This is a genomic window from Hymenobacter artigasi (assembly GCF_012275535.1).
Classification (GTDB): domain Bacteria; phylum Bacteroidota; class Bacteroidia; order Cytophagales; family Hymenobacteraceae; genus Hymenobacter; species Hymenobacter artigasi.
Genome location: NZ_JAAVTK010000004.1, coordinates 345,600 through 357,227 on the forward strand (window position 1 = coordinate 345,600; position 11,628 = coordinate 357,227).

The following is an 11,628-nucleotide window of genomic DNA, read 5'->3' on the forward strand; positions in this document are numbered from 1 at the left end:
GCCCAACCGTTACTGTTTCCACCAGTATATTACCTAAACCACGCTCCTGCCATTCGAAAACACCCCCTTTGCCCCTGCTCCGCATGCCTGATTCGCCCTCCGACTTCGATGATAGCGCCGACCAGCGCCGCCGCGCGGTGGCCTGGATAGTAGCCCTCACGGCCAATATTCCGCCGCCGGCATCGCACCGCTACGCGCGGCAGCAGCTGGCACGCTACCAACGGGGCGACATCACCTTCGCCCAGCTTGTGGTGCTGCTGGATACCAACGTGTACCAGCTCCTGTACCGCAGCCGGGCCACCTATCGCCCCAGCGAGGCGCAGCTGCGGGAGATGCTCGCGCTGGCCCGCCTCCACAATTCCCGCAAGAATATTACGGGGCTGCTGCTCTACAGCGAGGGCATTTTTGTGCAGGTGATAGAAGGGCCCGAAGCCGAGATTCGGGAGCTGTATGCCCGCATTCAGTGCGACTCCCGGCACACGCAGGTAGAAACGGTGAGCGAAGGCCTCTTACCCAGGCGCCAGTTTGCCGAATGGAGCATGGACTTTGACCTGGCCGAAGCGCCCGAAGTGGAGCGGGTGCTCGGCGCAATCAGGACCCAGCATCCGCTGCCCGCGCTCTCCGTCGTCAATACCCGCCTACAGACGCTGCTCCAGGCGTTTATCGGCTGATGGCCGGCCGCCGGGCCAGTGGCCCCGCGGCGTTATCCACGAATTTTTCCTATGCTTTTCCCCTGCCTCATCCTGGGCAGGGCAGCCCTTTGCACCCTCATCGGCCACCTGCTTACCGGCGGTAACTCCGGGCTAAAGGTGCGTTCGCCAACCCAACTTTTTGCTCCATGAAACCTACCTTTTGCCCCCCGGCTGCGGCCCCATCCTGCCGCACGGCGCTGGCGGCCGCCGAGCAGCGCATTCAGCAGCTCACGGCGGCCCTGGCGCAGGCCCGCAAGGGCGAGCAGCTGGTGGATCAGCTCGCCAACCGGCTGCACGAAGGCCTGCTGCTGCTGGATGCCACGGGGGCCATTGTGCTGGCCAACCAGCGGTTTTTCAGCTTGCTGGGGCTGGCCGATGCGCCGGCCGCCTGGCACGGCCAGCCCTTGCGCGGCCTGGCGGCCCAGGTGCAGCCCCTGGTGGCCGCGCCCGCCGACCTGGTGCGCTGGGCCGAGCACGCGCCGCACACGCTGCCCCAGGGCCGGCCGGGATTGCTCCGGCTCAAGGGCGGCGCGGTGCTGGCTTGTGAGCTAAGGCCGGCGGCGGCTGATGCGGGCCCGGCCGGTACCTGGCTGCTCACGCTGCGCGACGTGAGTGAGCAGCAGCAGCAGCTGGCAGCCCTGCAGTCGATTTCCAATATTCTCTACGAAAACCCCAGCCCGATTGTGCGCATCGGGGCCAACCAGCAGCAGCTTTATGCCAACCCGGCCGCCCGGCGCGTGGGCCTGCGCCTGTCGCGGCCCGAGCAGGTGCGGCTGCAGAAGCAGCTGCGCTGCGCCGCCGCCGCCGCCCTGGCGCAGGCCACGGCCCAGCAGCTCGAAGTATCGATGGGCGAGTCGCTATACAGCGTGGCCGTGATGCCGTTTCCGCGGGAAGGCTACGTCAACCTGTATTTTTCCGACATCTCGGAGCGCGAAAACGTGCGGCGGCAGCTGGCCGAGCATCAGCAGTTTACCCAGCAGGTGCTCGACACCATTCCCGCCCTGGTTTTTGTGCGGGATACGAAGCAGAAACTGGTTTTTCAGAACCCGGCCATGCAGAGCCTGATGGCCAGCTCCGGCATGGCGAGGCCCGACGCCGTGCCCCCGGATAGCGTGCTGGCCCGGGAGCTGGCCGGGTACGCGGCCGCCGACGCGCAGGTGCTGGCCACGGGCCGGCAAATAGCCGTCGAAGAGCCCCACACCCTGCTCAATGGCACCACCCACTGGTTTTATACCGTGAAGCGCCCCCTGCACCGGCCCGATGGCACAGTGCACGTACTGGGCGTGAGCACTGACATCACGGCCCTGAAGCATAGCCGGCAAACCCTGGAGCGCAGCGAAAAGCAGTACCGCGACCTGATGAACTACAGCCAGGCCCTCATCGGCACCTGTGACATGCAGGGCACAGTCATCACCGCGAATCCGGCCCTGGCCCGCCTGCTGTGCGAAGATGCGGCCAAGATGGTCGGCACGTCGGTAACCGTGCACATGACGGAGGAAGACCGCGAGGGCTTTTCATTTTACCTGGAGCAGATTGCCCGCACCGGTGAGGCAGCGGGGGTGTTACCGGTGCATCCCCGCGGCAGCGACCAGCTGCGCTACCTACACTACCACAACTATGTGGTGCGCGAGCCTGGCCAGGAGCCCTACATTGTATCGCACGGCCACGATATTACCGAGCGGGTATTGGCCAGCAAGGAGCTAAAGCGGGCCAAGGAAGCCGCCGAGGCCGCCGTGCTGGCCCGCGAAAACTTCCTGGCCAACATGAGTCACGAAATCCGCACGCCCATGAACGGCGTGCTGGGCGTGGCCAATTTGCTGGCTAAAACGTCCCTCAGCCCCGAGCAGCAGGAGTACCTGCGCATCATCCGCCGTTCGGGGCAGCACCTGCTGGCGGTGCTCAACGATGTGCTCGACATGGCCAAAATCGCCTCCGGCAAGCTGGAGCTGAATCTGGAATCGTTTAATCTGTGTGATTCGGTGACGCATGCCTTACAGCCGCTGGCCTTGCAGGCCCTGGAAAAGGGCCTGCGCTTCGAGGGGAAGCCGCTGAGCGCCACCTGCCCCTACCCCATGGTGCAGGCCGATGCCCACCGCCTGAACCAGATTATGCTGAACCTGGTGAGCAACGCCATCAAATTCACGCCGGCGGGCGGACGGGTGAAAGTACAGAGCGAGCTACTGGGCGAAACCGCCGACACGCTCACCGTGCGGTTTCGCGTGACCGACACGGGCCTGGGCATGCTCCCCGAAGTGCAGGCACGCATCTTCGAAAGCTTCACCCAGGCCTACGCCGATACGGCGCGGCATTTTGGGGGCACGGGCCTGGGCCTGAGCATCAGCCGAGGCCTGGTAGAGCAGATGGGCGGTGAGCTGACGGTAACCAGCGCCCCCCGCGTGGGCAGCTCCTTCGCCTTCAGCCTCACGCTGGCCAAGGCCGTGGTGCCGGCCGCAGAAAGCCTGGCGGAAGCCTTCGACACCGGCGTGCTGGCCGGCTTGCGGGTGCTGCTGGTGGAAGACAACGACATCAACCGCTTCGTGGCCCGGTGCACCATGCAGGAATGGGGCGTGGTGGTGACCGAAGCCGAGGATGGCGCCAGCGGGGTGGCCCGGTTTGCCCAGGAGCCCTTCGACCTGGTACTGATGGACATTCAGATGCCCGGCATGAGCGGCCTGGACGCCACGGCCATCATTCGGGCCCATCCCGAGCCGGCGCGGGCCGCCGTGCCCATCCTGGCCCTCACGGCCAACGCCTTCCACGCCGACCACGAGCGCTACCGCGCCGCCGGCATGAACGACTGCCTGGCCAAGCCCTTCGAAGAAGCCGAGCTCTACACCAAGCTCCTGAAGCTGCTGCGCTACTAAGGAGGTAGTCGGTATTAAGTAGTCAGTAATCAGATTTCAGCTATCTAAAAATCAGTCCATTGGTTTCTGTCTGACTACCAATTATTAACTACTTAATACATTGAATTTTAGCTGCTAACATCGGAAATACCCGGCACTGGTCTACCACGGTGCTTTGGAATTTGTCATCTCCTGCCATGAAAATCACAGCTTTTCTTCGTTGCAGCTTGCTGGCCTTTGCCGCGGTGGCCTGTGTGGCACCCGGCCACGTGCTGCAGCACCTGCCTTCGGCTGTCAATACCCACCTGCTGCCACCCCTGGAGCCCGTTGTGGCAACGGATGCGCTGAGCAACGCCGACAGCACATCGCACGATGACCGGCTGCGCTTGTTCCAAAACGAGATTTACCGCAACGTGGCGGAGCCAACCAGCATGACCAGCCTGGGCTCGGCCCTGCTGCAGGTGCCCGAAGTTGAGGTGAAGCGTACCGGCCGTGTGCTGCAAGTGGTTCAGCTGCTTACCATGCTCACGCCCAGCCTTGTGGGCCTGCCGCTGGAAACCTACCAGACCACCCTCACGGCCCGGGTGCAAATCCGGGACCTGCAAGGCAAAGTACTGGGCGAATACGAAGGCCACGGGCAGGCCAGGGTGCGGGTGGCGATGTACTACGGCTATTCGCAGGGCAGCGCCCCCGGCCTGTCCGATGCCCTGGCCCTGCGCATGGCCCTGGCCCAGATTCGGCAGCAGCTCGACACGGCGGCTACCCGCCTGCGGCCGCTGCTGGTGGCCGCAGGCCCGGTCGTGACCACCGGCGGGCACCCCGCTTCCCCGGTTTCAGCCGCTGGCCTGCATTAGCGCTACCTGTCGCGGCATCGCATAATCCTCCGATTGGAAGCCGGGCCGCCACCTTATGACTACCCCCTTTCTTTTTACCACCCTATTTACATGGCTGCATTTATACATTTACGCACATTTTTAGCACTGATTACTTGCCTGTTGACTGCTCCGCTACTGAGCTATGGCCAGGCCGGCAACGCCGTAGCCGGCCTGGCCGTGCTCACCGGCCGGGTGAGCGGCGCTACCACCGATTCGGTGGTGGTGTCGCTGCGCGAGAACCTGCTTGAGCCGGCGGAAAAACTATTCCGCGTTCGCCTGAGCAGCAAGGGCGAGTTCCGGTTGGCCGTGCCCGTGAGCGGCCCCACCAAGGCCGATTTGGTGTACGGCGACGACGTGGCCCCGCTCTTTCTGGACCCCGGCACCGACATGGACGTGCGCTTCAAGGGCAGCGACATGGCCGGCACCTTAAAATTTAAAGCCAACAACGTGCCCACGGGCCTGGCCACCAAGCTGCGCAACGGCGCCAGCCTGACCGACGAGCAGCGCCACCGCCAACAGGCCGCCAACGCCAACAACTACCTGGTGGAAGCCGATGCCCAGTTTGTGGAAAACGACGGCTTCCAGGTACTACCCGACAATATTCAGCTCTACGAAGCGCCGTTCCTGTCCTTTCTGGAGTATCGCCGCAAGCACGAGTTCGAGTTTCTGGAAGACCACGCGGCTAAGCAGTCGTTCACGCAGGATTTCTACAACTATGCCCACGCCGAAGTGGTGTACGCCTACGCCAACGACAAGCTGACGTTTCAGGACCTGCGCGAGCAGGTAGTGAACACCGAAGGCCGCCTGAAAATGGCCCCCAACTACTACAATTTTCTGCGCGAGCCCGGCCTGCTCAACGAGCCCAACGCCGCACAGAGCGAGCTCTACCACGAATTCCTGCTCAACTACGTGCATTTTGCCGTGGCCCAGGACCACCACCAGCGCACCGACCCCGACTTCTACCCCGCCTGCTACGCGCTGGCCAGCAAGAAGCTTACCGGCCAGTCGCGGGCCGTTATTCTGGGCCGGGTGCTGCAGGAATCCTTCCGCTTTGGGCACGTGAAGCAGGCCGCCACCATGCTGGCCGACTTTCGCAACTACGACCTGAAAACGCCGTTTTACCCCGGCTTGCTGGCCGATTTCAACCAGCACAAGGACTTCGCCATTGGCGCGCCGGCCCCGGATTTCACGCTGGCCTCGGCCACCGGCGACACCGTGCACCTGCACGATTTTGTGGGCCAGCTGGTGTACCTCAACTTCTGGAAAACCACCAACGGCCTCTGCCTGCGCGACCTGGCCTATGCCCAGGACCTGATGCACCGGTTCGAGGGCAAGAACATTGTCTTTATAAATATTGCGCTGGATGAAAACGAGCAGGCCTGGCGCCAGCTGGTGGCCGCCAAAAAGCTGCCCGGCGTGCAGCTGCACCTTGGCGGTGGCCTGCGCTCAGCCCTGGCGCAGGCCTATGCCCTGCAGGACGTGCCCACCTACCTACTGGTGGGCGAAGACGGCACCTTCCTCAATATCAGACCCAAGCGCCTGAGCAGCCGCGCCGCCGTAGACGAAATCAGCGAGTCGTTCGGCAAAGCCAGTACCTATACGATGGCCATTGAGCTGGCCGCCGGCAAGAAATAAGCGCGGGGTCAGGCCGCGTTGCGCAGTGCCGCACGCTACCGCCGCATCGAAGCCCCGGACGCTACCACCACCCCCGTCATGGCCGCCGATAGCGCGGTGACGACAATCTCGAAATTATCGAGGGCAAAATCGGCCAGTAGCAGGCGCAGCAGCAGCAGCGCCAGGGCCGTGCCGCTGGCCAGCAGCCAGTAGCGCCCAATGGTGCCGGCCGGCACGGTGGCCACCGCCAGCTGGGGCAGCCGCCACACAAACCGCAGCAGCAGCCCGGCCCCGAGGGTGGACGTCAACACCGCGAGCACCACGAACACCGCCGGCGAAAACGGCCCGATATGCAGGTGCGCTTTCAGCCACGGCAAGTACGGCACCAGCTGGCCCCGGCGGTGCGTGAAGCTGTCCCAGACAAGATGCGTGGCCGCCCCGATGATAATGCTCAGCAGCACCACCGCGTAGTGCCGGCGGAAGTAGCGCCCCCAATCTCCGTGCTGAAACCGCGCCAGCCGCTGCCGCAGGAATCGGGGCAGGTGCGCAATCAGCGGGTCGCGCACCACGCCATGAAACAGAAACGCCAGCCCCAGCGAAATGGGGCAGCTGAAATACAGAATACTGGCCCAGGTATGGCTGTGCCCGTTGTGCAGTCCCAGCCGCAGAAACTTCTCAAAATCGGGGGCAATGCTGCCGATAATCAGTCCCGTAGCCGATAGCCGGGTTTTGTGGTGGCGCAGCAGCGGTAGCACCGCCGCAACGTGAAACAGGGTAAAAGGCATCGGCAGGAAAAAAACGGAACGGCAAAGAACAACCCTTCAGCGCACAGCTGAAGTACAAGCGGGGGGCCCGGCCTATGCCGCCAGCCCCGGGCCCATGGGCCATAGGGCCGCTGAGGTGCGGTGCGCGGCATCCAGCGCATCCAGCACGGCGGGGTCCGACGCCAGCGCAAACTTGCGGGCCCAGAGCTTGGGCGAGGCCAGCAGGGCCGGCAGGTCGGCGCGGGTGAGGGTGCGGGGACTGGGGCCGCCGCCGGCCCAGTCGATGTAGCGCATGTTGTCGTTGACAATGGTGGGGCGGAGCGGCGAATTATACAGGATGGTGTGAATCAGGAACTCGTCGGAGCCCCAAGTGAGGCGGGCAAAGCGGCGCAGGCGCGGCTGGCGGTCTAGGAAGGCGAGCAGGTAGGTAGCGGCGGCGCGGCTGAGCGTGTACCAGCCGCCCATATTGCCGCCGTGCAGCACGTAGGGCAAAGGAAACCGCCGCTTGGGCAGTAGGGCATTGAGGACTTTCTGCACGGCGTGGCTCCCGGCAAACGGAAATTCCGTGAGGTGATAGCGCTCCACGCGGCGCGCGTTGGCCTGCCACCAGGCCGAGCCCAGCGGCTCACACTCGATGAAGGACTGCCCTGCCTGCTGCTGAAAAAACCGATGAATCTGCTCGGCCGATTTCAGCGGATAGTCCTGGCCGCTCAGCACATTGATGAAGTCGTATCGGGCGGGGTGGGCCAGGATTTCGAGGCTGCCCGCCAGCACCACGTTGGTCAGGCTGTAGCCGCCCCATTGCACGTCGAGGCGGGTGCGGGTGAAGAACACGCCGGGCTGGTTTTGCAGGAAGGCGAAGGGCGCCAAATCGGCTTTTTTATCGACGTGGACGTAGCAATCGGCATTGGGGTGCGTCAGGGCAGCGAGCAGGCGCGCCAGCTGCGCGGGGCCCTGGTGCGTGAGAATAAGATGGGCAATACGCATGTGGAGAGTCGATTAGCGGTTGGGCGTGGGCGTGGGGCGACTCATATCCCAGGCTGCTGCTTCGGGGGCGGGTGCCAACATGGCCCGGCCCGACAGGCGTCGGAACAGGCGTTGGATTTCCAGCAGCCCATCTCGCAGGATGTCCGGAATGGCAATGGGCAGGGACTTATTCAGCAGAAAGTAGCCAAACACAAACCCGGACACGATGGTGGGCAGGCTGGCCAGCGCCACGCCGTAGATGTTGTGGCAGAAATGAATGCCGATGAAGTCGCCGGCCACGTTCACGGCCAGCATCAGCAGCACCTTCAGCAGGTTCAGGCGGGGCTTGTTCAGCACGTCGAGGGCCACGCCGCTGAAGCGGTCGATGGGAAAAAGCACGGCCATGGCAATGGCGATGCGGAGAAGGTTGGCCGCCTCGGTGCCGGCGTATTTGCTGCCCCCGATGAGGCGAATCGGCACGTCGGCCAGTAGCACGGTGGCCACTATCACGGGTAGCAGCAGCCAGGTGAGCAGGCCCGCGTTGCGCCGGATAATGCGGGCCATTTCCGGGGTATCGCCCTGGTTGAAGGCGGCCGAGAGCGAGGGCATGGCCGTGGCCATGAAGCTGCGCAGCGGAATTTCAATAATTTCCATGAAGCGCTGGGCCAGGTTGTACACCGCCAGCGGGGCCGGCCCGAGCAGGAAGTTGATGATGAACGTATCGGAGCTGCGCAGCAGGCTGGAGCCGATGTAGCTGCCCACGCTGTACTTGCCGAAATGGCTCAGCTCCCGCACGCAGGCCGCCGTGCGGGCCGGCAGGTCGCCGATGCGCGTCCAGCCCATGAGCAGGGCCACGAGGCTGGTGAGCGCGGCGGCCGCGAGGTTGCAGTACAGCACCCGCTCCAGCGTGGTTTGGTGCAGCAGCATGAGCGTGATAATGCCTAGGATAAACGTGCCCTGCGTGAGCAGCCGCAGGTAGAGCAGCTTGTCGAACCGCAGCTGGGCCTGCAGCACGCACGCCGCCAAAAACGACGGCAGCGTGAGCACAAACGTGACCGGAAACCACTTAATAAACAGCGCCAGGCTGATATTGGCCACCGGGCCGGGCCACAGCCGGGCCAGCAGCGCCAGCGCAATCAGCGTGCCGGTGATGAGCAGGGCCAGCACCCAGGTCGAGCCCACTACCTCGGCCGCCCGGGCCCGCGCCGCGCCCGAATACGAGCGAATAAACGCCGTGGTGATGCCCCCGGCCCGCAGCGCATCGCCCAGGCCCAAAATAGAAATAAAGAACACCCAGGCCCCGATTTCCTGTACCGGCAAGGCCCGAAACAGCAGCGAAACCGACACCACCGTGAGCCCCGACGCCACCAGATTGCCGGCCAGCGACAGCGCCTGGTTGTTGCGCAGCAATGGCTTGAGCTTGTTGAGGAAGGGAATTTTCATGCGGCAGGAAATCAGAGTAAAAAGTGCTTTGCGGCTATCCGGGCCGGACCGAAACTTTCCCTGAGCTGACAGGCTTACCGCGTTGGAACGCAACAAGCCTGTCAGCTCAGGGAAAGTCGATTGATTGGGGCGGCTTATTTATCGGTGGCTTAGTGGGCCGCCGGACGACGCATGCTGCGGCCGTTCTTCATGTAGCTACGAACATGCTTTTGATAGGCCGAAGGCTTTCCGAAGCCTAAAATGTTGATGGCGTTAGCAGTTGGCGCGAAGAACAGGATGGCGAGAATGATGGTGAGGGTACGCATGATTTGGATAGGGAAAGTGTGAATTCATTTAAAAAAGTGTGGTGAGGGTAACGACGATGGCGACCGGGAGCACGGCTTCCGCGTCCGGGCCAAATTCGGATTATCTTACATTATTTCAAGTGTTTATGGTTGATATAAACCCAGGCGACGTGCTTTGGGTCGGTGATAAGCGGGGGCCGCTGCCTGAAGCATGACCTCCTGTTTGGGTGCCTATTGCGCGGTGGCTACAGCGGCGCGCTGGGCCTTATCCCAGGCGGCCGGCTGGGCCTTGCGCACGAAGCGCCAGAAGCCCTGGAACACAGCCACGTTCATCATCGTGAAGTAGAGCGGCACCAGCAGCGGGCCCGCCGCCCGGCCCCGCGCCGCCAAGCGCCAGCCCAGCCCGGCCGCCGCATAAAACCCCAGCTGCGCCGCCAGCAGGATGGCGTACCAGCCGCCCTGGTGCATGGCCAGCAGGCCGTTCAGCGGCAGTAGCAGCGCCAGCAGCAGTGGCGTGAGGCTCCAGCGCAGCACCCGGTGCGACACGTACAGAAACGCCACCACCGGCTGCCGCAGCGGGTTGAGCAGCGCCGGCAGCCGGCTCATGGCCTGCCAGCCGCCCGCGCAGATGCGCACCTTGCGCTTCATCTCCTCCCCCAGCGAAAAGGACGGCGGCTCCATGGCATAGGCCCGGGACTCGTACACCACGCGGTAGCCGGCGTTCACGATGCGCATAGACTGCACGAAATCGTCGAGAATGGTATCCGCTTCCAGCGGCTTGAAGAGCTCGGTGCGGAAGGAAACCAGCTCGCCCGCCGCGCCCATCAGGCTGTGAATGTCCGAGTCGCAGCGCTTGAGCAGCGATTCGTATTTCCAGTACAGGCCCTCCCCCGCGCCCGACGGGCTGCCGTCGGCCTGCACCCGCTTCTCGCCCGACACGGCCCCCACTTGCGGGTCGGCGTAATGCTTCACCAGTTCGCGCACGGCCTCGGGGTTGAGCAGGGTGTTGCAGTCGGTGAAGACCACGCAGGGCGTGCTCACGTAGCGAATGGCGCGGTTTTCGGCCATTGACTTGCCACCCCGGGCCGGCAGGTGCAGGTGCCGCACGGTGGGAAAGCGCGCCAGTACCTCGCCCGAATTATCGTCGGAGCCGTCGGTGATGAACAGTAGCTGCAGCTTCTCGGCCGGATAATCCAGGGCCAGGCAGTTGCGGACTTTGGCAGCCAGGATATCGGCCTCGTTATACGCCGGCACTACCAGCGTGACCTCGGGCTCGAAAGCAGGCTGCAGGGCTGGCCGGCGGCCACGCGCCAGCTTCGCCCAGGCCCAGACTATCAGCCCATAGCCCAGATAGGTATACAGCACCACGGCCAGAAACAGCCAGAAAAGGAAGGTTAGCATCGTTCGATGATTTTTAGTGGAATGATTGATTGGCCGCGCCGCTCAGCGGCCGAGATTCGGCGCCAGGCCGGTGGGTTTTTCCCACATTGCCGTGGCCGCGCTGTACTGGCGTAGAATGCGCGCCGGGTTGCCGCCCACCACCGAGTAGGGCGGCACGTCCTTGGTGACCACGCTGCCGCCGGCCACCACGGCGTGCTTGCCGATGCGCACGCCGGCCGTAATCACGGCGTTGGCCCCAATCCAGACGTCGTCTTCCACCACAATTTCGGCCGCCGTACACTGCTGGTAGCGGATGGGCTTCGTCACGTCCGCGTAGCCGTGGTTCATGCCCGAAAACACAACGTTCTGGGCAATAATCACGTCGTTGCCGATGCGTAGCGGGCCAATCAGCACGTTGGCGATACCCACCAGGGTACGCGCCCCAATCACGATGCCGCCCATGCCGTTAGCCACCGTGGTATAGTCTTCAATAATGGAATCGGCGCCCAGCACGAAGGCATTGAAGGGAATCAAATCGCGGCGCACGCGGCGCAGCAGCGAGCCGCGCCCATAAGTGTGCACGAAGGGGTTGGCAAGCCACTTCACCCACCAGCGGGGCCGCGCCCGCCGCGGCTGAAACAGCAGGTACGCGGCCAGCTTTTTCAGCCGCGGGTCGCGCTTGATGCGGCTGGCAAAGCTGCCTTTTTGCGGCTCAGCTGGGGTGGCAGTCGGGCTGGCTGGGGTAAGAGTTGCGGCCATTGGGTTAG

At 63.8% G+C, this 11,628-nt stretch carries 10 protein-coding genes; 4 read left to right on the top strand and 6 right to left on the bottom strand.

The window, feature by feature from the left end; all coding sequences use genetic code 11:
- Positions 1–83: 83 nt before the first annotated feature.
- The 4 genes from HBN54_RS09645 (at position 84) to HBN54_RS09660 (ending at position 6,045) form a co-directional block, all read left to right on the top strand.
- Complete coding sequence (locus HBN54_RS09645) at positions 84–671, top strand: BLUF domain-containing protein (RefSeq protein WP_168672974.1); 588 nt, start codon at positions 84–86, stop codon at positions 669–671.
- Between the two features lie 167 nt (positions 672–838).
- Positions 839–3,556: a PAS domain-containing protein gene (locus HBN54_RS09650; RefSeq protein ID WP_168672975.1), complete on the top strand. Its 2,718-nt coding sequence runs from the start codon at positions 839–841 to the stop codon at positions 3,554–3,556.
- Positions 3,557–3,732: 176 nt separating this feature from the next.
- The gene (locus tag HBN54_RS09655) at positions 3,733–4,389 is read left to right on the top strand and encodes a hypothetical protein (RefSeq protein WP_168672976.1); all 657 of its coding nucleotides are present in this window, start codon (positions 3,733–3,735) and stop codon (positions 4,387–4,389) included.
- Between the two features lie 141 nt (positions 4,390–4,530).
- Positions 4,531–6,045 (top strand): TlpA family protein disulfide reductase, encoded by a 1,515-nt coding sequence (locus tag HBN54_RS09660; RefSeq protein WP_168672977.1) that lies wholly within the window; start codon positions 4,531–4,533, stop codon positions 6,043–6,045.
- Positions 6,046–6,080: 35 nt separating this feature from the next.
- Here the strand turns inward: HBN54_RS09660 and HBN54_RS09665 are convergent, their stop codons facing one another.
- The 6 genes from HBN54_RS09665 to HBN54_RS09690 all read right to left on the bottom strand — a co-directional run bounded on the left by HBN54_RS09665 (position 6,081) and on the right by HBN54_RS09690 (position 11,620).
- Positions 6,081–6,809: a DUF4184 family protein gene (locus HBN54_RS09665; protein WP_168672978.1), complete on the bottom strand. Its 729-nt coding sequence runs from the start codon at positions 6,807–6,809 to the stop codon at positions 6,081–6,083.
- 72 nt (positions 6,810–6,881) lie between these two features.
- Positions 6,882–7,775 carry a beta-1,6-N-acetylglucosaminyltransferase gene (locus tag HBN54_RS09670; RefSeq protein WP_168672979.1) on the bottom strand — a complete coding sequence of 298 codons (894 nt, stop codon included), beginning with the start codon at positions 7,773–7,775 and terminating at the stop codon, positions 6,882–6,884.
- Between the two features lie 12 nt (positions 7,776–7,787).
- Positions 7,788–9,197, bottom strand: a complete 1,410-nt coding sequence (locus HBN54_RS09675; protein WP_168672980.1) for a lipopolysaccharide biosynthesis protein — start codon at positions 9,195–9,197, stop codon at positions 7,788–7,790.
- Between the two features lie 149 nt (positions 9,198–9,346).
- Positions 9,347–9,502, bottom strand: coding sequence for a hypothetical protein (locus HBN54_RS09680; RefSeq protein ID WP_168672981.1), 156 nt, complete (start codon positions 9,500–9,502; stop codon positions 9,347–9,349).
- 210 nt (positions 9,503–9,712) lie between these two features.
- Entirely contained in the window at positions 9,713–10,882 is a 1,170-nt protein-coding gene (locus HBN54_RS09685; protein ID WP_168672982.1) for a glycosyltransferase family 2 protein, read from the bottom strand.
- Between the two features lie 42 nt (positions 10,883–10,924).
- Positions 10,925–11,620 (bottom strand): acyltransferase, encoded by a 696-nt coding sequence (locus HBN54_RS09690; protein ID WP_168672983.1) that lies wholly within the window; start codon positions 11,618–11,620, stop codon positions 10,925–10,927.
- Between the last annotated feature and the right edge of the window lie 8 nt (positions 11,621–11,628).